Genomic DNA, 21,200 nt, shown 5'->3' with positions numbered 1-21,200 from the left:
AGCCTATATGCAGACATTTAAACAACGATTACCGTTATTTACTACAATCGGCTTAATTAGTGGATTTATTCTTTCGTTTGGATTCGGTTTAGTAAACTACATCAAGTTACTCTACTATGCATTTGAACCACCGTCTTATTCTATAGAAATTACATATATACCGCTCGTTTTAATGTTTTTTTCTTTGCTATTAGGAGAGTTCAGCTTTAGGTTTTACAGCCGTATTCCTGCTTTGCATGTAGAAAATGGGAAATTAATAATTTTGATTGCTTCTCATATTGCAGTTGATATTCAATTTTTATGGTTTGCAACTACTCCGATCCATGCAAAGGTTATTCCTTATCTAACGGATAAATCAAAACATCTTAATTTTGGTGAGTATGAAGCCTTAGGTCATGTCTTAACAGGCAATTTTCACACACTCACTATGATTTTTGTATTTTTACCAACAGTATTTATGATTTTGTTTACACTTTGGTATAGTGGGCATATTGTTCGTTACCGAGAAGAGATATTAAAGTGGGTACAAAAATACGAATATAAAAATCACAAATTACAAAAATGGTTTAATAGCCAAGAAGAACAAATATATCCTGATGTAGAAATTGGACCGCATATTGAACATAAAGAAATGGTCCGAATTAAAGGGAAAGATAGAACGTTAAATGGTATCATTATTGGGCCAATTGGTTCTGGTAAAACATCAAGTTTAATTATTCCTATGATAAATCAAGATTTACACTGGATGGTGCGTTTCATAAATAAGTTTGAAACTGCTTATAAAAAGAATGATTATGATACAGAAGAAGTAAAAGGAACATTTTTAAATGGTGTCACTGTTATTGAACCCAGTAATGATTTATGTCAAAAAGTATTTAAATTGGTACAAGCACATAAGATCCCAGCAAGCTCGGTTTATTACATTGATCCAACTAATCCTGATACCAAAAATATAAACATTCTGCGGGGACCAGTTGATAAAGTAGCAGAGGTTTTCGCAATGGTTATTCAAGGTTTGTCTGAATCTAACAATGCATTCTTTGAACAAGCTCAACGTAACCACCTTAAACAACATATCTATTTATTAAAGCTTCACAACCCGCAAAAAGATGTCACCTTCGACGATTTGATTGAGATGTATGACGATGTAGAACGTGTTCACCGTATGCATAAACTATTAAAAGTACAGGTCGAAAAGTTATATGATTTTGTTCAAAGTGGCGCTGCTTCACGTGACCAAAAAAATGAATATAAAATTATAAAAGGTATTGATGAATGGTTTGATAATACCATTCGTGAAAAAATGGATTTTCAAGGTGAACCAGCGGTTTATAAATCAGGAAAATACCGCGGACAACCAATGCATTATGACAGAGAAGAAGAATATGTAAAGGGTTTACGCAACATATTAAAAGATTTAGCTTCAAACGTTTTAATACGACGTGTTTTATTTGGAAAATCTGATTTTGATTTCGATGTCCATTTAGAGCAGGGTGGCATTCTACTTATTAATACTGCAAAAGGGGAATTAGCAGACCTTTCTAACGTATTAGGAAAATTTGTATTGCTGAGTATGCAGAATGCGGTATTCCGTAGAGAACCAAACGTCTCACCTTACCATCATATTATTGTCGATGAGTTTCCGGATTATGTTGTGCGGCCGTTTAAAGAATTCCCTGCACAATCTCGTAAATATAAAGTAATTCTAACAATTGCTAGCCAAACACTATCGCAATTAGCTCTCGACTTCACAGAGCAATACATGTTTACTTTACTAGGTTCGTTCCGTAACAAAATGATATTTGGAGATGTAACACCATATGATGCAAAAATTTTCTCTGACATGTTTGGTGAGAAAGAGGAATTTAAAGAGGCAGAATCCGAACAAGGTATTTCTCCTATGCAAGAAAATCCTGTTAGTCGATTAGGATCAACCTACCAGAAAACAAAAGAAGTTGTTATGTCGCCAGGAGATATCATGGCACAAGGTGCATTCATTTGTGCTGCTCGTATTGTACAAGACAATCATGTCCAACCCGTACAACAAATTACGAGTAACTTTGTACCAAAAGAAGAATTTGCTCAAGCTACTACACAGGTAGATGAAGAGATAGGACGATATTGGGAAAATGAACGTCTTCGTCTTATTAATGAATCTGTTGCAAAAGCAAATCCTATGAAGCATGTAGACGCAGAGAACATGAAGAAAATACAACCTTTGTCATCTATGCAAGAGATTGTGATGGAACAAGATAACTCTATAGAAACAAATGGAGAGCAACAACACATTGTATCATTGGAGGATTATAAGGAAAATAAGTCTCAAAATGAAACCCTACCTAATGAACCTGCAGCCATGGATCAGCAGGGAGATGTTAATGATGAAGCTGAAAATAAGTTGTATGAAGATATTAAAGAATTTATTATTGAATCACAACAAATCTCGCCATCTCTTCTGCAAAGAAAATTCAAAATTGGCTATATGAAGGCTATGCAATGTATTGAGAAGCTAGAACAAAATCAAGTTGTAAGTTCTTACACAGGGGATGGACCTCGTAAAGTATTAATTTCAAATAATGGTAGTTTGCTAGAAGAAACAAGTGTTAATACTACTCATTCATCTGATAATACAATTCCACAGGAAGTAAGGATTGGAAGCGAAGACAAAGGATCCGTACAAGAGGAGACTAGCTGCTTTAAGGATATTCTATACGACGATGTTTTAAGTTTTGTGAAAGAATCGGGAAGTGCTTCTATATCTGCACTACAAGACACATTTAAAATTAGTTATACACGTGCATCGAGATTAATAGAAACTCTACAACGAAATAATGAGCTGCCTGTTATAGCAGAAGAAACACATTTAGAAAGTATAAGCACTGAAATAAAAGAACCAGTCATAAAAGAAGATAAAGAAGAAGTCATAGATGTAGAATTACCTCCTATGGACGAATGCTATGAAATTAACATGGAGGTAGCAAAACTAAACAAAGAATTATCTATTACTATGTTAGAGCAAGATTGGAATAAAGATTCTATTATTCATTCCGGGATTCCTGATGAGACTGAACCGCTGTTTGAAGAATTACCATCTGATGGACTTCCCGTTACAATAATAGAGGAAGAAGAAACACAAGTAGAAATCAACAAAGTTCCAATTGAAGAAACGCTAAATCATACCGAAGAAAATAAGCTAGATGAAGATGTAGCAAAAGTTTACGAAGCTATTAGTATTACGGTTCAAGAAAACTTAGAAAAAAATAGAGAAGAACATTCGAAAGATGATGAGAAGCAACCAGAATATAAACCTATGAGTTACAAAGAACGCCAAGAGCACTTAAAATCTCAGCAAAAAAATAAGAGTAATACTACGCAGTCGCTGCTTAATAAAATTGAGAAGCCAAAGCAAAAAACATCGAACGTAATGAGTAAGGAATTGAACAATTTTTTTGATTAATAGATTGTAAACCTTAAATTAAATCTAGTATTGGTATCGCCAGCATTTCGGAAGAACCATGCTAAACCAAAAATACAATAAGCTGCCCATATAGGCAGCTTATTTAGTCGGGTAAGCGGGGGGCATCGCTGCCCCCAACTCCCCTCAGAACCGTACGTGACAGTTTCCCATCATACGGCTCAAGCCTTCTTTTTATCCGATTTCAGTCCCTTTAGTATAGGCAAGGTAAGTGAACTAATTTTAAGTTTAAATTAGACAATATGAGGTGTTGCGGAACAGGCATGTCTTTTACGACTACCTTTTCCCCGTTTTGTAGTGGAGTTTTGCAGATAGCGCAGCGGTAACCTTGTTTTCTAGCCAGCTTCATTCTATCCATCGTGTTTTCCGTATCAAATACCTTACGGTCTCTTTTTTCCCAGTATTCTTTCAATGTTGGGTCATCAGGACTATTTTTGAATTTCACCATGTTGTGTCTCTCAATCTTAATCCATGACATATGTAAGAGTTGGATATTTGTTTTCGGGCAGGTTGGTGTCCAAGCATTTCCACCATGATGTGGATGCCTGTAATATCTTGCATATATCCATTTCCACGACTTCTTTGGATGGAGCTGTCGAAGATGTTTGCCGATTCTCCAATAGATATAGCTATCCATTGTACCAAAGATTTTCTTAGAAACGACATGTTTCCAGTATTGCCCGTATCCTCTGATAATAGGATTAAGCACTCGGATGATTTCTCCGATGGGTTGACCCCTCATGACACGTAAAGTATCTCCAATTTTCTTCTTCGCTTTCTGTCTACTGCCCTTACTTGGTTTGATGAACAGTTTATTCCCCTGTTCAGTTTGGTACTGCCGAATCAAGAGTCCTAGGAACTCAAATCCTTCCTCAATATGTGTAACCTTCGTCTTTTCAGGGCTTAATTCCAATCCCCTGTCCTTTAAGTAGGGACGAAGTCTCATATATACAGAGAGTGCTTGTTCTTTTGTCTCCGTTAAGACCACAAAATCATCTGCGTAACGGATAAGGGTAAATTTGCAAGCAGGATTCATAATATAACTATCATTAGCTTTATAGTTTTTCTTGTAAGTAATTCCCAAGGTTTCTTCCATTCCATGAAGGGCAATGTTAGCGAGAAGTGGCGAGATAATTCCTCCTTGCGGAGTACCTTCTTGCGTTTCCGCGAAAAAGCTTTGCTCCATGTATCCCATCTTGAGCCATCGCTTCAATAGTTTTCTTCCTGGGAAGTAAGAAGTTTGTTTGAGTATCCACTCATGGTTGAGATGATCAAAACAGCCCTGAAAATCTCCTTCAAATATCCATTTCTTCTTTGTGCCCCCGTTGATTCTATTGAAAATGCTTCGTATGGCATCATGGGTACTTCGCTTAGGACGAAACCCGTAAGAAATAGCTTCAAATCTGGCTTCCCACTGTGGTTCAAGGGCATTTCGCACTATATTTTGATATACCCTATCCTTTATAGTTGGGATGCCCAATGGTCGCAATTTTCCGTTTTTCTTCACAATGTATATACGTTTTGCTGGTTTTGGTCGGTGTTGTAGCGTATTTAACTTTTTGAGTTGCTCATAGAGAAGATTTCTTTCTCTGCGACTCAAGGCTGTATGTTCATCAACACCTGCTGTTCGCTTTCCTTTATTCTGCTGTGTTACTCGTCTAATTGATAACAGTAAGTTTGCTTCGCTTCTCATGAGTAAGCGTTGAAGTTTTCTTACCTTTCTTTGTTGCTGTAACTGTTCGGCACGGTAAATTCTTTGTCGTAACTTCGTCACATACATCTGAACTGCTTTCCAGTCCACTGTGTTCCAGTTTGTATACGAGACGTGCGCCGACGCTCGTTCTGAGGTGTTCATAACTGCACGCTCCTATTCGTCAGAAGATAACTTACAAATGTATTTCCATGTTGAAGACCTATAAGAAGTGGGCTCCCTTTCAGGCTTGTCATGGGTTTGTCCGTAAGGACGACAATATCCGCTCAGTTATACATATTTCTATGCTTTCCTGTTTCCTTTCGGCTAGCGGCTTTTGCTTTCTCTTATATCCTTTACCCTCTGCCACATCGTTTGACTTTACAGTCATCCTACTGCTTGCGCAGATGACATAGGGCTTACCAAGTTTCACATTCCACAGATACGACAGGGTTAGGTGGACTCTTTACTCCGGATAAGTTGCGGGATGCAACGCGGCAGTATTATGAGAATGCCTTTCCTCTTATCAAGACCTGGGTAGAGCTGTACATTATCCCAAGCTAACGATTACGAAGCTTACGAGCCTTCACTCTCGTTCACCGTATCTGTCTTCTCCTAGCGGTATTCCGAGTCATGTACAGACTCTCTGTTTCCACATTTCCTCATGCAACCCACGAGCCCGTTACCAAGTCCGCAGTTTCGGATGGAGATAGACTTTGCATCTAATCTAGTAGCAGAAGCTACCCTGTGGGAATGCGACTTCTTGTCGCACCATAATTATCGTTATCAGAAGTTGGATTAAAGCTCTTGATATATCTTTTTATGGGATTGTTTATTCATAAAAATCAGAGTGATCCACTTATAGATTAAGAATCCAATATATACTCCAAAACTATTTAAAAGAATGTCATCAATATCAAATGACCTAAAAGTAAGCCCTAATTGGATGCATTCAATCGTTAAAGAGCTTAACAAGCCTAATAATACTATTTTTAATCCTTTATTTGTTTTTTTGAATTTCATTGGAATTAGAATTCCAAAAGGTATAAACAGTAGAATATTTCCTCCTATATTGCGCAAAGGAACTATAAAATAAGAATTATGTAGTAGTTCGTTTATGCTTGCAAAAGGAATATAATTGTGTCTTGTTGGGAATGATTCTTGCAGACCTATCGCTAAAGGGAAAATAGTTACACTTATTACTCCTACAACATATACAAAACATGAAGTAGAAAGTAATTCCTTATGTAATTTAAACCTATTTTTGTTTAAGCTATAATAGATAACTTTATAAATAACCCAAATTATAATTAATAAAAGGGCTGGTAACTTAAAATTTATAATCATAGTTTTTCTCCTCTTTTTTATGAAAATTTCACCATAATTAGAAGTATAAATACATAACATTCCATATGAATATCATATACATACATAGTTAACATAACGTCCTATTATCGGTAGAGAGGAAAAAAGCGGACCCTTACTCTCACAGGGAGTCCGATTTTTTTGTTCTATGGATCTATTCAATTTTTTATACATTCCTATCTTGGCGCGGTTTTAGGGTTCTCGTTTGTTACTGAATTACTCGAAAAATTGTATAAAATTATGCATACTCTTAGCGTGTTTTTTTTCGAAATACTAGCGGTACCCCTAGTAAGGCTGCATTCTAGATTTTGATTTAGCCCATAGCAAACTTATGATTTTAAAATTATTCTTGCATTTGAGTACAAATACCATTATATTTGTACTAACAACTATATAAATAAAACATAATTCACGTGAAGGACACACCTTACGTACCATTCCAACGGTACAGGTGTGTCCTTTTTTACGTTCTAGGAGGAAAATATAATGGCCGAAGATAAGACAAACACTCAAACTGTAGAAGAACTTGGAATGGCTTTTGAAGCAGAGAATCTACAAGGTGACACAATGCTAGAAACAAATTTTAATCAATTTGAGCGAGTACGTGATCATGAACTAGAGGAATTAGCCCGTATGAAACGTGAGCGTACTGTAGGAAAAGGCTTGATTACAGTCGTATCTGAAAAGCTATTCCCAACTAAAAACGGAAAGTCTGAGCGTATACAAGTACTTACAATGCAAATTGGTACTCATACAACAGCATATTGCCCGATTACAGAGGCAGGTATAAATGTTCCTAAAAATCCTCAATGGCTAGTAGGTAGAACAAAGCCTGTTATCATTGAACACTTCCAGAAAACTGAGGAAGGTAACTTTGCAGTTGTATCCATTACAGCAGGGGAATTGGCACTTCAAAAAAGATTATATGAAGAAGTAACAGCGCAAGAGGGCAACAAAGTATACACAGGAACCGTTTCAGGACATATCCCATCTGCACAAACGGTCTTAGTTGAAGTGCATGGTGTAACAATAGGGGTAAGATACTCACACTGGTCCTATACATTCGTTCGTCCGGAGGATATTGTCATTGGTGATGTTGTAGAACTTATCATCGATAAAGTAGGGGAAAAGAATGGCCGTTATGAATTTAGAGGAAATAAAAAGAAACTAGAAACAGATCCAATTGAAAAGTTATTAGAACTAAAGAAACGCCGTGACCGATTTGTAGGTAAAATTGTAGGGGTAGACGCTATTGCGGGTATTTTCGTAGAGGTTGCACCAGGAATCCAGTTTAAAGGACTTAAGAGCCGTAATCTTGCCAATCCAACTGAAGAAGATGCGAAAAATCAAACGATTGTTACATGTGAGCTGCTTAATATCGACGCCAAAAATAGAAAAGGTACAGTGCGTATCCTAAATTATCCGCAGGGACAAAGTAAAAAAACTAATTCGTCAATTTTCCAATTTTAATGGATGACCATGCGTACAATAGAGAAACAATTGCCTACTTATGTCCCTTCTATTCCTCATTTATCAAGTGAGGATGTACAGGGACTTAAAATATATCGAATACATGAACTGGATAAAACCTATGTATTCCATTCTTTTGACGAATTGGTTAAGTTTAAGCAGCGTTTAACAGAAGAACAGTATACCGTACTTGCTTTCATTGGTGTTCATACATCTGTTCGATTTAATCATTTATTATATTTATTCAAGGATAAATATTCACGTAAGAAAATAAATGATGCACTTCAAGGATTACTTTACTATCGTCTAATTGAAAAATGGCAAGTCGAGAGTTTTGATATGGAGATCTTTGAAGAAACATATACGTTATCCGATAATGGTTATAAGTTTTTAAAATACTGGCAAGGAGATATGTTCTTCTTTGCTCCTGAGCGTCTTGATAATCACGGTAAATATGTCCACCTACGTTATTGGCATGATATAGACCTAGTTTGCCACCTGCGTTATGCTCCATCCTTTTTAGGGCATATTATGCATCCATCCATTAGTAAAGGGGTTTTTACCCCTCCTTTAAGTTTTTCAGTACAAGTGGGAGTAAATCAAGAGTTTAATTTTGTTGTCTACTCCACCCTATTAACAGATAAAAAAGATCGTTTGAATAAGATTATTGCTAGATGGAAAGATTTCGTAGAGTCAGGTAAAGATATTATCATGAGGGGATTGGGGAATAACCCTACAATTTTAGTTGTTTATGTTTCTACTATTCAGCAAGCACAGCATATTAATAAAGAACTTTTGTTAGATTTAATTCCTGGTAGAGTTTTATTATGTATAGGGGAGACCTTACATGTACAAGGATTACAACATGCATTCTATCAGCCTCTTGCAGAAGGGGAGATTAAGCAATTAAATACAAAGTTATTTACAGCAAACTAAGCCATCCTTATAAGCACTTAAGGGTGGCTTTTTTACCTTTATTCAGGGAGACAATAGAATAGGTAACGATAAAAATCTACAATTTTCACATCCGAAAACGCTTACAAGTGATGATAATCATTATCAATTATATTTATCCTAAATTAAGGAAAATCGTGTTAGTATTTTAATTATTAGAAAAAACAGATACAAATGGAGGCGTGCGAAATGAAATTTAGAAGTAAATTATTTCAGTTTCTTTTAGTTTCAGTTTTAGCAGTTTTAACATTTTTTTCACCAACAATTAGTCAGGCAGAAGTACAACCCGTTCAGTCCAAAGACATAGTAATTGAAGGTAACCATCCAATAAAACATATCGAATATTTAAGTGTTGAGTCTGATGGACGCACCAAAAAGATTGACAAAAGTACGTATGACGCAGCCAAAGTCGTTAAAGAGGCAAATGAATTACACAAACAATCTCCAGAATCTATTACTCCAAAGAATTCAAACATACTCCAAACAGATAAACAAGCAGTAGTTCCTAACAAGAAACAAGAGAATAAAACAAAACGGTTAACACCAGCTCAACAAGAAAGTGTTCTAGCTCTTGAATACTCGACAACATTTAATGAATTTACTCAAAGCATTGATCTTAGTATAAAAATTACGGACATTATCGGACAAGCCCCTATAGTTGTATTATCAAATCTTAGCTTATACGCAGGAGATATTTATGATGATGCTTATTATCGACTAGGGTATTTAGAAGTAGATTGGCAAGGTTCCCAAATACACCCTGGACAGATTGCTCAAAAATCATTTAAGGTTAATTCTACAAAGTGGTGGGCAACAAACCATAACACTACAGCGGGATGGGTAGGTAGTTATCCTCAAACAAGTTCTGAGCAATATGACCCAATCTTAGCTAATAAGAAAGCAGTAATGTATCCTATCATTTATAATGGACATAGTGAACAGTATATGCCAATCCCTAAAAGAGCAAACTTACCAAAAGCAGATAACCCTGTGGATTGGGATTCTTATAAGAGGGGCGCTTATATCGCCCAATACATCGATACTTACGGTAACCCAGGATGGGACTGGTCCGAAGCAGATATACACCATGTAATTCCTAGAGCATATGGAGGTAATAATTCTTTTGATAATTTATTCCCTCTACCACGTCCAATTCATCAACAAATTGTAAATCCATGGTGGTCTGCCTACTAAAACTTAAAGTCAGGTGAATAATATGCAAAACACTATCATTCTTAAAAGTTTAAATTCTTTAAAACAAAGGTTAAGTAAAGCAAACAATAAATTAAATTTACAGAATGAACAAGGAAATACTAGTATAGTAACTTGTTCATTTAATTCACCAGTCGAACAAAGTGAGATTGAATCATTTGAAAATAATAACGACTGGACATTACCTATAGATTATAAAATCTTTTTACAGCAACACAATGGAGCACGTATCTTTGAAATGTTATTGGAGGGAGATATAAATATAGGTGGTGGTATACGTGTATTCTCTCTGAATGAAATAGAAGTCACACACAGTAACCTACAATTACCAAAAAACGTGTATCCAATTGCACATGTGCATGAAAATTATTTATTAGTTGATAACAGTAAGGTTAGAAGTAATAGCCCAGATTATTTGTTATTAGGAGATGATATATTAGATTTTCATTCCCTTCATTCCAACTTTGAAATTTTTTTAGACCGGTATATTGTATCTCAAGGATCTAGTTTCTGGCGATGGAATATGTACACTGCAGAAGATTACTATAAAATAAATCCAACTGAAAACTAAGCTTAGAAAGTTTAGGGTGAATAATTCAACTAATTTTAATGCATTTATAATCAAAAAGGGATGAAATACTCATAAATAATATGCTAAAGTTAATTATCCTATATCTGCCCCTATACAAATTACGTATTTTACGAAATAATATTCTTTGACACCTTTATGCAGAAAAACAATATATACAAATATAATCATTTGTGTAAAGGAATATATTCGAAAGGGGTAAAGCATTGCTACGTATACAACGAGGGTACATGTATGATCCAGATGATAATGAGGTCATTGTGAACGAAATTTTCTACAACGCTGCATCCAACCAAAAGTTAGGCAGCAAAATGAGTGTGTTTGCTGCAGAAAAACTACCTACTTCCATTTTTAAAAATGTTCAAGAAAGTGAAAGTATGTCCTATATGGAAAGTATGGAAGTAGACGAACAAACCATTCCAGAAATACTTTGTTATTTAGAGCAGAATCAAAAGCCAGAAAAACTTTATTTTGAATTGCAGTACATGAAGTAACACCAAGAACTGAAAATAAGAAGGGAGTTATAAACGTAGAAACAGAGGTATTATTATATGGTACATAAAGCCACTATATATAATTTCCCTTCTTATTTTTGTTGCTTAAAAACAATTGAATATGATATGAAAATAGATTAATATATAACTATATTTATTGTTTAATTGATTCCGTTTATTCCCACACCTTTTTTTGTGTTGTGGTTGAGTTGTAGAAGTAAGTTGCGTCTTGTTTCAATTGTGAAAGGGCTTCTTTGAGCCGATTAGTGTATATATAGCTTATTTTGCTATGCACATTTTTAATCGACTTGAAGAAGCCCTTTTTTTGTTGTCTTTAAGTTCGGTTCCACCTGTAAATAGACCTTCGGGGCTAATAATATGCTAAATGATAAAGCACATAATTTGTGCTTTTTTGTTTAATTTAGAGGAGAGATAAAATGGGATTTTACAAAGTATGGCATACGAAAAAGAATATGAGAGTGATTTATGCTCGTAGTTCTTATGAAGCCACAGGGTTTTATTTAATAGTAACAGATCATGACTGCGATTGTGTAGAGCATCTAATTGTTCAAAATTTGAGTACTTCAGTACTACTAAAAGTCATGCATAATCGATTTGAAACGCTAAGAACACTACAAGACATATGTAGTGAGAGGAAATTTGATACAATCCCTTGTACCGTAGTAGAGATACTAAAATAAAAAAGGCTGAGAGGAACTTGTATTTAGGTTTTACAACTAAAAAAATAATGTGAATAAATAGCACATAATTTGTGCTTTTTTATTTGGAAAAGAGGATATTTAAATGAAATATGAACATGCAATTACATTAGATAAACCAGTATTATCACTAGGGGAAATTATATCAATCTTCCAAAAGAAAGAAACTACTGAACCAATTAGAAGTCGAGAACTTACTATTTTTCAGGACACTGTAGGTATTATTGAGGATAGAATGAAAGACTTCGAGGTTGACTATTATAGGGACTTCATTATAGAACTGGACTATCACGATTGTGATGATGACTGTGATTTCGAATTTCAAAGAAGAAGTTTTGAATATAAATATGGAAATCCGTACGAAATAGAAGATCGTCTCCAAGAATGGGGCCATTTCTTTATAAAAAAAATGGAATCCAAACAAGAAGACGTAAAATCTGAATATAGAAGACCTTATACTACACCGCCTACGGAAGAAGAACTAGAACAAGTAGAGTATGATAAAAGAAGAGCAATAGAATGTAGCGAGCTGTTTCATATTTCTTATGAGACATTAAAAGCTATTTTAAAAGAATCCCCACATACTGTTATTGAAATTATTCAAAACAGAGAGTTGGAGAACACAAGGATACTAGAGAAACTTCCTGCCCATTTAGGTGTTCAATTTGCTTATAAAGAAGAATTGAAGGAATTATATATCTATTATGGGGAAAAACACTTACCTGGTCTTTATCGTCTCTTATTATTGTTAAAGATTTTTGAATTTGACTGTAAAGAAAGAGAATAAAGCCTAATTTATAGTAAAGTAGATAAGGAATAGAATATGAAAAATAAGCGCTAGGGAATCTATATAGAATTAAGGTACTTGTTGCAATGCTAAAGGCACAAGGAATTAGAAAATGTAAATCTGAGAGGAGCACTACAATATGATTACAGTTAACCGAGGATATATGTATGATCCAGATGATAATGAGGTCTTAATTACCGAAATTTATTATGAAGCTGCTACACACACTAAATTAGGGAGTAAAATGGATAACTTATCTTATTCAGTCATTCCTAATGAGATTAAAGAACAAATAGAAGCAGCTGCTTCATTATCCTACGTGGAAAACATTGAGATATCTCAGCCATTAGCTGCCGTATATCAAAATGAAATTAACATGTATGGAAAACCAGAAAAATTATACTTTGAGTTAACTAGTATATAAGAGGAAAAAAAGACATTGGACGTATCTGTTCAATGTCTTTTTTATTAATTTGTAGAGGAGAATATATAATGAATAGTGTAACTGGAATAAAAACAAGTCTTTGGACAATTTGTGTAGGGGATATTTTTAACAATGGTCGTATGCCGTACCATCTAAAAGTTGTCAAAATTGAAGTAGAAGATATGACGAAACCAGACGATGCGAAGATATATAGTATACCTGTTCATCCTAAAAATCATAGAAGACGTATGAAAGTAGTGGATGTATCAGAACATATTTCTTATCGAGCTTGGTATTATAATGAGTTTTGGAGTAAATAATATGCTATGAATTAAGGAGTGTTACGGTTGTTTCACTCTTTTTTACTTGCATTAAAAATAAAGATAGTTTAATATACAAATATATTTATTGTTTATTTGATTCCGTTTATTCCCACACCTTTTTTGTGTTGTGGTTGAGTTGTAGAAGCAAGTTGCGTCTTGTTTCATTTTTGAAAGGGCTTCTTTGAGCCGATTAGTGTATATATAGCTTATTTTGCTATACACACTTTTAATCGACTTGAAGAAGCCCTTTTTGTGTTGTCTTCAGGTTTGGAATTATTGTATAGCCAGCACTTTAGGCAACTATTTTATTACTTAGGGGGAAAACATCATGGATAAATCACAAGGAAAACTACAAAATAATGCTCATTCACATGACATTATGGAAGAAATTAAAGAACTAGCTAATCCTTTATGGATCAGTTCTGTTTCAATGCTGCAAGCGCACAATCAAAACTTCAATACGAAAGCTAAGACATTTAAGGATATTACCATTTCTGATTTAAGGGATTTGAAAGTAAGCTTAAGTCTCATATATGCAGCAACTAATATCAGTCGTATGAGTATAGGGGATTTGAATAAGCATTTATCCATTCAATCAGGAAAAGATATTACTTCCTATGAGGATTGGCTGCTTCATGAAAACAGAGGAATTATTTGTGAAATGATTGATGAATTTCGAAAGAAAGAGTGGAAACACCCAGATTCGAAATAACAATTAATACAGGAGGATTATTATGACGAATACAATGGAAAGTTTACAAGCTGAATTTCCATTCGAACAATTAGGGTGGAAAATTACAAATACATTTGAAAGCCAAGGTCGTTTTTTTGCTTATGTAGCTCCATTTGTTGACGCACGCTCCATTCAGGACCGATTTGATGAAGTCTTTGGTATTGATAAATGGCAAGTGTCGTATGAAAAATGGGGTGAGAAAGCAACGAAATGTACCATATCAGTGTTTTTGAATGAACGTTGGATATCAAAAGAGGATGGAAGTGAAGAATCTGACTACAGTTCTGTAAAAGGTGGCTTTTCGAATAGTTTAAAAAGAGCTGCTGTACTTTGGGGCGTGGGAAGATACCTTTATAATGTAAAACCTATAAAAGTAGAACTTACTACACGTAGTAATGGTCCAAATAGTAACTATGTTTCTTATCAAAAGAAAGGATACTATTTCACACCACCTACTATGTTACAGCAAAAAAATAAGCAAGGCAGCACACAGAGGGAACCATCGAACGGTCAAGCAAGTTTAGAAGGATTAATTCAAAACATCCAAGAGCTTGCAAAACCGTTAAGCATTGCATCCAGGGATATTCTACTTGCCTATAATCACAATTATAATGCGCAAGCAAGGACATTTGAGGATACAACGGCTGGTGGTTTAGAAGGAATTATAACGAATTTACAGTTGATTCATGAGGCCATACATATAAGCCATGGGAATGAAGGACAGCTTAGCCGCTGGTTATCTACCTTTATATCCGGCGATATTACGTCCTTTAGAGAATGGTTACTTCATGATCATACAGAAGCCATTCACCAACTCATAGAACAGTTAAAAAAACAACAAAGCGCGTAAAGCTTTGTTTTATAGCAGGAAAACGAATGAACAGGATATGAGGTCTGTTCTTTTTTTATTACTTTTTTGGAGGGATTTATTATGAAATTTACTATTAACCGTACATTATTTATCGAAAAATTAGAGAAAGCTAGTGCAACTGTAGACGTTAAAAACCCAATGCCCGCATTACAAGGTGTTTTATTAAATTGTAATTCACAGGGAATGATTCTAATGGGGTCAGACGGTACAGAAACAGTAACATTAGTAACTCGCTTTAATGTAAACAGTGGGGATTGTACTGAACCGGGGAAGGTACTCTTTGCAGCTGCTCCGGTACTTAAAACGATTAAGAAATTCAAGAGTGAATTCATTGGTCTAGAACATAAAAACAATGAGCTGAAAATTGTAGAAAGCAAGAAGAAACAATTTAGCTTTTGTACCATGGATCATGAAGAATATCCTGAAATCAAAATTGAAGCAGGGGAAGATTGGATTTCACTTTCACAAGATCAATTTTTAACTATGGCCAACAGTACTTTACATGCTATTCCTGCAATGGATACACGTAAAATTCTAACCGGTGTGAACTTAAAATCAGTAGGCGATAAGTTCTATAGTATAGCAACTGATGCTCACCGTTTAGCCCGTTTACATTTTGATTGTACAAAGATCACTATCGTAAAAGATGGTGAAGTCGTGTTACCAATTAAGTCTCTTAAAACAGCTCTTAAGCTCTTTAATCGTGAAACAAATTTACAATTAAAGCTCATTAATGATATACAGCTGTTAATCCGTGGCGAAAGTATTATCTATCAGTCTAGATTACTAGCTGGTACATATCCTGATACGGCACGTATGGTACCCGACGAATTTAAAAGTGAAATACAACTATCACGTGAAGAATTTAAAAACACGTTGGAGCAACTTTCAGCATTTTCTTCCTTAATCGTGCTTACGTCAGAAGGAAAAGAAAGCATCCATCTTAAACCACAAAATTCTCAAGTAGGTACTGCAAGTGTAGAAATTCCATGTAATCAAGTAGAAGAATTTACATTGGCTTGTAATGTGGAATATCTGCTGCAAGCACTACAAACGATAACTTCTGAAACAATCGCGATAAAAATGATTAGTAATCAGAGACCTATCGTTGTAGTGGGAGCAGAGGATACAACTCACTCTAATCTGCAGTTAATTCTACCGGTTCGCGTGTTAGGGGCATCCAAATGAGTATGAATCACAGTGACTTCTTTGACTTTTTACAGTCAAAAGAAGTCCTTCCTAATAATCAAGAACTTCGTCAATCCTTTGAATCGATTATAAATGGATTTATTGCGAACGAAATGCCTGATTTAGAAAACATACCATTAGAACATATAGATGAATTTGAAAAGCAATTTGAGCAGCTACGACATTATGTCACGTTTTATAGTGGTAATTCATTTCGTATAAGTGGTCCAGATTGTGTATTAAAAGAAATGCTACATTTACATCTTTTCACTGAACAACTAGAAGATGTAGAAAAGCAGGGGCTAGAAGATGAGATATTTATTTAATCAAGGAAATGAGATGAAAGTATACATTCGGATACTACGCATACAAAAATTAATTCGTAAATATAACATCCCATTCTTAATCAATATCAATGATTTTCACAGGGACAAGTTGCATATCACAAGTGAACTATTATTCGAGTCGCTTGCGCGTTTTAACGAGCAAACACGTATATTTTGTCACTTTGCCTTTGGAACTGAAGAAGACTTGTTAGATGGAACGTTATTTAGCTCAGAAGACATGTATTCGAATTTCGCTTCGGATATTAGTTCTATGGCTGCGGAAGGATGTTACATCAATACAGCTGGTTACTATTTATGTATAGGCTCGGAACATATAACACAATCCGATTTTCAATTCGTGTTACATGGATTTTCGTTTAACACCTATCAAAGTGAAGTGTATCCCAATCATATTTTGATTGAATTTCTAGAGGATGGTTATGAACAGTACTCATTTGATGAATGGGTACTTTCTTATTATGAAATAATAATCCGTCTTGCGGCAATGATCCGAGAAAAGACGAAGGGAAACCAGGTATGAAATTATTATTTACATACAATCAGCAGAAAGTAAGAAAGTATCTACTTTCGTTAAAAATACAAAAGAATGCTCACTTACTGCATGAATTACTTGCAGATAAGAAACATCAAGAAGAAATCTACATATTAGATTGTTTAGAGCACTCAAGAGAAATAGACTTCAGCAAGATTTCAGAACGAGCCATTCAACAAGTAATGGCTGCCGTTTCTTATTTAGAAGAGGACTCCAATTTCCCAATTAATTTAGATTCGAAAACTTTACTTGAAATAATTATGATTGCGGAAAAATCTTTAGATACTGATCTTTCCTGCTTCTATACATCGCAATTGTATCTTATGGAGATATTTATGCGTATGTATAGATTGGGGATTCCTGTAAAAGATTATTACCCATCGTATTTAGAACAAGAAAATTTCGAAGAATACGATTGTGAGGAGTCATTTAAAAGCTGGGGTGATGACTTAATTCAAGATATGAAATTACATCACGAAGAGGTAGATAGCGATGATAAAGATACCTTAATCAAATATACGAATCTATTTAATATATCCATGGATGAATTAAACCACATTATTGATAATGCATGGAGTCCAATCGGTGAAATGTTCTCTAATATCAAGATAGAGGATCAAAGTTTCTTTCATTTAATTCAAAGTCAGTTTGGTATACGTATGCTTTACCAAGCTGCAGAGAAAAAACTTTATCTTTTCTATGATGATGATACATATTTTCCAGCAATTAAACGAATTGAAATGTTACTTCGTATCTTTGAAGAGATGCGGTTAACAAAAAATATAGCAAGTTAGTACAGAGGGACTAAAAATGAAAAAATTATTTGGATATTCATCTAATATAGCGATGTCAAACTATTTACTATCACTTAAGTTAAACAAAACTTATAGCATCGTAAATTGGGAGCAAATTAAACAAAGATATCAAGAGGAAATATATATATTAGAAAGCCTTTCTAAAGATATAGAGATAGATTTTAACAAAATCTATCATGGAGCAATTGGTAAAATCCTAACTTGTGTGGATTTTCTAGATGAAAACCAATCACTAAGGTGGGAGGACATAGAAACAACAGATACGATTGTAATCTTCTTACTTTCCATGAACCTATTAAACATAAATCTATCTAAATTTTATTCATGTCAATTTCATTTCTTACATTACTTTAAAAGGCTGCATGCGCTTTCGATTGATGTAACACAGTATTCTCCCTCGTATTTAGAGCGAGAGAATATCTATGAATTAGACCATGAAGAAGGATTTAAAGCATTGGGTACGGACATGATCGAAGATATGGGCTTAGAAGCTTTTCCAATTGATGAAGAAGAGCATGAAAAGCTCTCCACATTATTCGACATACCATTAAAGGAAATACAGGAAGCAGCAGAGGACACATGGGGTGCTATAGCTGAAACGATAGACGGCATATCACCAAAGCATAAAGAAAAAATTTCTATATTACTAGATTGTTATCCAGTAAGGTATTCTTACCAAATTGATGAAGAATCTCTTTATCTCTATTATGGCGAGGAACCATTATACGGACCATATAAATTTGAGATGTTACTAGATTTATTGGAAACAATCTATACGCAGGGGGAAACAACAAATGAAGACAGTAGCAATATTTGATGCTTTAGAGCCAAAAGGAATTGTAACTATACAACAATTTAACAACGAATTATCTCGTGGAGAAACTGCCGTTACTTTTAAGGATTTTTATTTAGCTTTAAAAGAAGTTATGGAGCAGGGTACACAAGATGATACACATTACTCTAGTGGCGTACTCCCAAAAGGTTGTATAAAACACGAGGTGTTATCTAAGAGTGGTGATAAACAAGCTGTTTGGATTGAAGTACCAAAGGATCAGTGGGATATTCATTTTTTTGAAAGACCGTTTCAACAAGTAGGCTTTCCACGTCTATTATTTCGTTATACGGTTTACCAAAAACGAGTTACGAATATCTCTGTCTTTGCTTTAAAAGAAGATATGGATTTAGAAGAAGGAATGAAATTATATCAATTTCCTTACTCTAATGTTCATCCTAGTGGATCTGTATGTACGGGTAGAGTTGTGATACCTGAATTCCGGACTTTAAAAGATTTAGAAACATTTCATGTTTTATTCTTTGCAAGTTCATTTAATCACGACCTTACACATACTCATACGGAACCAGTGGAAGAGCTATTTAAACGATTTGAAAATCAAAGTTTTGATGATTCTATTTTAATAGAATCGGAAAAGACTTTTTAATACAAGCTCTTTAGAGTGATTGGTTATTAGAAGTTGGGGATTAATTATTAAAAGTAATAATTTTGTTGGAGTTTAGGTTATAAACCTTAAATCCAACATGCTGAGGAGGAAATACGGTGTATTTAGATTATGAAACACGAGTGAGAATTGAGAGAGAAAGAAAACGAATTATTGAATTTTTAAATGAGAAGGGTATTACACAAAATTCAGATGGCAAAAGAGTCAATGATTTACCGCTTTGGCCATTAACTTTAATGGAAAATAAGTTAATGGCAGACAGTAATTAGGTACATCGAATTTCTGAAAATAGCAGGACTATATAAAAGCAAACATACTAGGAGGATTTTTTATTATGACAAACTTATTCGATTTTTTTGATATGGAAAAACAAGTAGAGGAAACAACAGTACCAGTGAAAAAAGCTGCTTCAGAGCAAGCCACTGCTAAAAAGGAAGAAAAAAAGGAAAAAGCAAAAGATAAGACAAAGAGTAGTAAGAAAGCTAAGGCTACAAAATCTACAGATTGTCTAGATAAAATCAATACAACAACGGTTGTTCGACACGTAGTATTTGGAGATATACCGTTAGTAGATTGGTTTACAGAAGAAGAAATTACACATGGAATCGCTGTTCAAAATGGAGATTCAACAGATGTAAGAAAAATAGAAGCAGAGGACATCCGCGTAAAATTAGAGCATCGTTATCCCTCGTTTGTTAAAGGCTTAACTGTTATTAAATATGATGAGGATACAAATGCACTACTTCCGATTTTAACTGTCGGTGCAAAAGGAGCAAGTACTGTAGAGGGACAATCCATTTCAGATTGTCCTTTTTCTTTTCTTAGTTCTTGGCGGGATCACTTTTTACCTGGGGATTTTATTCCGAGAACTCTATTAATGGACTTTATTATTATTGCACAGGCCATTTCTCGTAAATGTGATTGCGAATTACATGCTGATATCTATTTCAATAAGGAACGTGGTTATTTTATGGACTTTCCACACCAGCAGGTAGCAACTGAAATTGTAATCCCAGAAACGAATATAGAGATGCAGTCTATCGCTATGAAAGTTATGGAGATACACAGTCATCATCGTTTCTCTGCTGAACCAAGTGATTTAGATGATCAAAGTGAACAGGCTCCTATTCTTTATGCAATTGTTGGCAGAATAGAGGATGTTTTCCCTGAACTACGAGTACGCACTTGTATAGATGGAAAATTTCATTCTATTAACCCTAACTTTATATTTGCAGGAGAATATGCAACGAAAGGGATAAGCCAAAATTACGATTTAAGTAGGATCACACTTTTAAAATAAATAAACAAGGGGGCGTAAAAGAGACATATTTTTATGTCTCTTTCTTTATTATGACAACATTAAAAACAATTCACGTTTCAATGTTTACAAAGATAAAGCACTACATGTTAGTTCTTACAAAGAATAAACAAGCAATAGAGGAATCGCATGATGACTATAAGCTATTTCAATTTATGTGCAAGTTAGAGATGAATCACATATATGAAGCATTAGAAGGACAGAGGAAGAATACTCATATTGATTTAAACACACATCAAGAATATGTAGATACGCTTGTTGTGCAGTTGAATTTACTTCAATATGTTGTATCCATTGTGCAAGAGGAAGGAGTCATTTATGCTGCATCGATACTATTGATGCATTCATTTGACTTGTATACCGTGCATAGGATTACAAATTTATCAATTCCATTTCTACGAAATTTAGAGAATACACTATCAAAAGAAAAATAGGGG

General features: G+C 34.6%; 23 protein-coding genes. 21 read left to right on the top strand and 2 right to left on the bottom strand.

Going from position 1 to position 21,200, the window contains the following annotated elements:
* Nucleotides 1-7 precede the first annotated feature (7 nt).
* Entirely contained in the window at nucleotides 8-3,457 is a 3,450-nt protein-coding gene (locus DN393_RS00510) for a DNA translocase FtsK (RefSeq protein ID WP_149173166.1), read from the top strand.
* A 211-nt stretch (nucleotides 3,458-3,668) separates the two neighbouring features.
* Here the strand turns inward: DN393_RS00510 and ltrA are convergent, their stop codons facing one another.
* Both ltrA and DN393_RS00490 read right to left on the bottom strand, forming a co-directional pair.
* Nucleotides 3,669-5,330, bottom strand: a complete 1,662-nt coding sequence (ltrA, locus tag DN393_RS00500) for a group II intron reverse transcriptase/maturase (RefSeq protein ID WP_149173165.1) — start codon at nucleotides 5,328-5,330, stop codon at nucleotides 3,669-3,671.
* Nucleotides 5,331-5,963: 633 nt separating this feature from the next.
* Nucleotides 5,964-6,512 carry a VanZ family protein gene (locus DN393_RS00490; RefSeq protein ID WP_149173164.1) on the bottom strand — a complete coding sequence of 183 codons (549 nt, stop codon included), beginning with the start codon at nucleotides 6,510-6,512 and terminating at the stop codon, nucleotides 5,964-5,966.
* A gap of 504 nt (nucleotides 6,513-7,016) precedes the next feature.
* Here DN393_RS00490 and DN393_RS00480 point away from each other — a divergent pair.
* The 20 genes from DN393_RS00480 to DN393_RS00390 all read left to right on the top strand — a co-directional run bounded on the left by DN393_RS00480 (nucleotide 7,017) and on the right by DN393_RS00390 (nucleotide 21,197).
* Nucleotides 7,017-8,000, top strand: coding sequence for an RNA-binding protein (locus DN393_RS00480; protein ID WP_149173162.1), 984 nt, complete (start codon nucleotides 7,017-7,019; stop codon nucleotides 7,998-8,000).
* Nucleotides 8,001-8,009: 9 nt separating this feature from the next.
* Nucleotides 8,010-8,936, top strand: coding sequence for a hypothetical protein (locus DN393_RS00475; RefSeq protein WP_149173161.1), 927 nt, complete (start codon nucleotides 8,010-8,012; stop codon nucleotides 8,934-8,936).
* A gap of 192 nt (nucleotides 8,937-9,128) precedes the next feature.
* On the top strand, nucleotides 9,129-10,148 hold the full coding sequence (locus DN393_RS00470; protein WP_255449620.1) for an HNH endonuclease signature motif containing protein: 1,020 nt from the start codon (nucleotides 9,129-9,131) through the stop codon (nucleotides 10,146-10,148).
* Nucleotides 10,149-10,170: 22 nt separating this feature from the next.
* Nucleotides 10,171-10,737, top strand: coding sequence for an SMI1/KNR4 family protein (locus DN393_RS00465; protein WP_149173160.1), 567 nt, complete (start codon nucleotides 10,171-10,173; stop codon nucleotides 10,735-10,737).
* 248 nt (nucleotides 10,738-10,985) lie between these two features.
* Complete coding sequence (locus tag DN393_RS00460; protein WP_149173255.1) at nucleotides 10,986-11,249, top strand: hypothetical protein; 264 nt, start codon at nucleotides 10,986-10,988, stop codon at nucleotides 11,247-11,249.
* 437 nt (nucleotides 11,250-11,686) lie between these two features.
* Nucleotides 11,687-11,950 (top strand): hypothetical protein, encoded by a 264-nt coding sequence (locus DN393_RS00455; RefSeq protein WP_149173159.1) that lies wholly within the window; start codon nucleotides 11,687-11,689, stop codon nucleotides 11,948-11,950.
* Between the two features lie 103 nt (nucleotides 11,951-12,053).
* The gene (locus DN393_RS00450) at nucleotides 12,054-12,755 is read left to right on the top strand and encodes a hypothetical protein (RefSeq protein WP_149173158.1); all 702 of its coding nucleotides are present in this window, start codon (nucleotides 12,054-12,056) and stop codon (nucleotides 12,753-12,755) included.
* Nucleotides 12,756-12,894: 139 nt separating this feature from the next.
* Entirely contained in the window at nucleotides 12,895-13,179 is a 285-nt protein-coding gene (locus DN393_RS00445) for a hypothetical protein (protein ID WP_149173157.1), read from the top strand.
* 68 nt (nucleotides 13,180-13,247) lie between these two features.
* On the top strand, nucleotides 13,248-13,499 hold the full coding sequence (locus DN393_RS00440; RefSeq protein ID WP_149173156.1) for a hypothetical protein: 252 nt from the start codon (nucleotides 13,248-13,250) through the stop codon (nucleotides 13,497-13,499).
* 331 nt (nucleotides 13,500-13,830) lie between these two features.
* On the top strand, nucleotides 13,831-14,214 hold the full coding sequence (locus DN393_RS00435) for a hypothetical protein (RefSeq protein WP_149173155.1): 384 nt from the start codon (nucleotides 13,831-13,833) through the stop codon (nucleotides 14,212-14,214).
* 22 nt (nucleotides 14,215-14,236) lie between these two features.
* Entirely contained in the window at nucleotides 14,237-15,085 is an 849-nt protein-coding gene (locus DN393_RS00430) for a Rad52/Rad22 family DNA repair protein (protein ID WP_149173154.1), read from the top strand.
* Nucleotides 15,086-15,166: 81 nt separating this feature from the next.
* On the top strand, nucleotides 15,167-16,294 hold the full coding sequence (dnaN, locus tag DN393_RS00425; RefSeq protein ID WP_149173153.1) for a DNA polymerase III subunit beta: 1,128 nt from the start codon (nucleotides 15,167-15,169) through the stop codon (nucleotides 16,292-16,294).
* Nucleotides 16,291-16,620: a hypothetical protein gene (locus DN393_RS00420; RefSeq protein ID WP_098668253.1), complete on the top strand. Its 330-nt coding sequence runs from the start codon at nucleotides 16,291-16,293 to the stop codon at nucleotides 16,618-16,620. The genes dnaN and DN393_RS00420 overlap by 4 nt, the downstream gene beginning before the upstream one ends.
* Nucleotides 16,604-17,161 (top strand): hypothetical protein, encoded by a 558-nt coding sequence (locus DN393_RS00415; protein WP_149173152.1) that lies wholly within the window; start codon nucleotides 16,604-16,606, stop codon nucleotides 17,159-17,161. The genes DN393_RS00420 and DN393_RS00415 overlap by 17 nt, the downstream gene beginning before the upstream one ends.
* Complete coding sequence (locus tag DN393_RS00410; protein WP_149173151.1) at nucleotides 17,158-17,967, top strand: hypothetical protein; 810 nt, start codon at nucleotides 17,158-17,160, stop codon at nucleotides 17,965-17,967. Before DN393_RS00415 ends, DN393_RS00410 begins: the two co-directional genes overlap by 4 nt.
* A gap of 16 nt (nucleotides 17,968-17,983) precedes the next feature.
* Entirely contained in the window at nucleotides 17,984-18,805 is an 822-nt protein-coding gene (locus DN393_RS00405) for a hypothetical protein (protein WP_149173150.1), read from the top strand.
* Nucleotides 18,783-19,427 carry a hypothetical protein gene (locus tag DN393_RS00400; protein WP_149173149.1) on the top strand — a complete coding sequence of 215 codons (645 nt, stop codon included), beginning with the start codon at nucleotides 18,783-18,785 and terminating at the stop codon, nucleotides 19,425-19,427. Before DN393_RS00405 ends, DN393_RS00400 begins: the two co-directional genes overlap by 23 nt.
* A 116-nt stretch (nucleotides 19,428-19,543) precedes the next feature.
* Entirely contained in the window at nucleotides 19,544-19,714 is a 171-nt protein-coding gene (locus tag DN393_RS31300) for a hypothetical protein (RefSeq protein ID WP_179958488.1), read from the top strand.
* A gap of 65 nt (nucleotides 19,715-19,779) precedes the next feature.
* Nucleotides 19,780-20,745 (top strand): MPN domain-containing protein, encoded by a 966-nt coding sequence (locus DN393_RS00395; protein WP_149173148.1) that lies wholly within the window; start codon nucleotides 19,780-19,782, stop codon nucleotides 20,743-20,745.
* Nucleotides 20,746-20,795: 50 nt separating this feature from the next.
* Nucleotides 20,796-21,197, top strand: a complete 402-nt coding sequence (locus DN393_RS00390) for a hypothetical protein (RefSeq protein ID WP_149173147.1) — start codon at nucleotides 20,796-20,798, stop codon at nucleotides 21,195-21,197.
* The last annotated feature ends 3 nt before the right edge of the window (nucleotides 21,198-21,200 follow it).

It is taken from the genome of Bacillus sp. BPN334, from assembly GCF_008368885.1.
Classification (GTDB): domain Bacteria; phylum Bacillota; class Bacilli; order Bacillales; family Bacillaceae_G; genus Bacillus_A; species Bacillus_A wiedmannii.
The sequence above is the reverse complement of the archived record's forward strand: the minus strand, read 5'-3'. Positions and strand labels throughout refer to the sequence as shown.

What these genes read in the sequence shown, in the direction of transcription:
- DN393_RS00510 (WP_149173166.1), top strand. Translation starts at nt 8, where the DNA reads ATGCAGACATTTAAACAACGATTACCGTTATTTACTACAATCGGCTTA.
- ltrA (WP_149173165.1), bottom strand. Translation starts at nt 5,330, where the DNA reads ATGAACACCTCAGAACGAGCGTCGGCGCACGTCTCGTATACAAACTGG.
- DN393_RS00490 (WP_149173164.1), bottom strand. Translation starts at nt 6,512, where the DNA reads ATGATTATAAATTTTAAGTTACCAGCCCTTTTATTAATTATAATTTGG.
- DN393_RS00480 (WP_149173162.1), top strand. Translation starts at nt 7,017, where the DNA reads ATGGCCGAAGATAAGACAAACACTCAAACTGTAGAAGAACTTGGAATG.
- DN393_RS00475 (WP_149173161.1), top strand. Translation starts at nt 8,010, where the DNA reads ATGCGTACAATAGAGAAACAATTGCCTACTTATGTCCCTTCTATTCCT.
- DN393_RS00470 (WP_255449620.1), top strand. Translation starts at nt 9,129, where the DNA reads ATGGAGGCGTGCGAAATGAAATTTAGAAGTAAATTATTTCAGTTTCTT.
- DN393_RS00465 (WP_149173160.1), top strand. Translation starts at nt 10,171, where the DNA reads ATGCAAAACACTATCATTCTTAAAAGTTTAAATTCTTTAAAACAAAGG.
- DN393_RS00460 (WP_149173255.1), top strand. Translation starts at nt 10,986, where the DNA reads ATGTATGATCCAGATGATAATGAGGTCATTGTGAACGAAATTTTCTAC.
- DN393_RS00455 (WP_149173159.1), top strand. Translation starts at nt 11,687, where the DNA reads ATGGGATTTTACAAAGTATGGCATACGAAAAAGAATATGAGAGTGATT.
- DN393_RS00450 (WP_149173158.1), top strand. Translation starts at nt 12,054, where the DNA reads ATGAAATATGAACATGCAATTACATTAGATAAACCAGTATTATCACTA.
- DN393_RS00445 (WP_149173157.1), top strand. Translation starts at nt 12,895, where the DNA reads ATGATTACAGTTAACCGAGGATATATGTATGATCCAGATGATAATGAG.
- DN393_RS00440 (WP_149173156.1), top strand. Translation starts at nt 13,248, where the DNA reads ATGAATAGTGTAACTGGAATAAAAACAAGTCTTTGGACAATTTGTGTA.
- DN393_RS00435 (WP_149173155.1), top strand. Translation starts at nt 13,831, where the DNA reads ATGGATAAATCACAAGGAAAACTACAAAATAATGCTCATTCACATGAC.
- DN393_RS00430 (WP_149173154.1), top strand. Translation starts at nt 14,237, where the DNA reads ATGACGAATACAATGGAAAGTTTACAAGCTGAATTTCCATTCGAACAA.
- dnaN (WP_149173153.1), top strand. Translation starts at nt 15,167, where the DNA reads ATGAAATTTACTATTAACCGTACATTATTTATCGAAAAATTAGAGAAA.
- DN393_RS00420 (WP_098668253.1), top strand. Translation starts at nt 16,291, where the DNA reads ATGAGTATGAATCACAGTGACTTCTTTGACTTTTTACAGTCAAAAGAA.
- DN393_RS00415 (WP_149173152.1), top strand. Translation starts at nt 16,604, where the DNA reads ATGAGATATTTATTTAATCAAGGAAATGAGATGAAAGTATACATTCGG.
- DN393_RS00410 (WP_149173151.1), top strand. Translation starts at nt 17,158, where the DNA reads ATGAAATTATTATTTACATACAATCAGCAGAAAGTAAGAAAGTATCTA.
- DN393_RS00405 (WP_149173150.1), top strand. Translation starts at nt 17,984, where the DNA reads ATGAAAAAATTATTTGGATATTCATCTAATATAGCGATGTCAAACTAT.
- DN393_RS00400 (WP_149173149.1), top strand. Translation starts at nt 18,783, where the DNA reads ATGAAGACAGTAGCAATATTTGATGCTTTAGAGCCAAAAGGAATTGTA.
- DN393_RS00395 (WP_149173148.1), top strand. Translation starts at nt 19,780, where the DNA reads ATGACAAACTTATTCGATTTTTTTGATATGGAAAAACAAGTAGAGGAA.
- DN393_RS00390 (WP_149173147.1), top strand. Translation starts at nt 20,796, where the DNA reads ATGACAACATTAAAAACAATTCACGTTTCAATGTTTACAAAGATAAAG.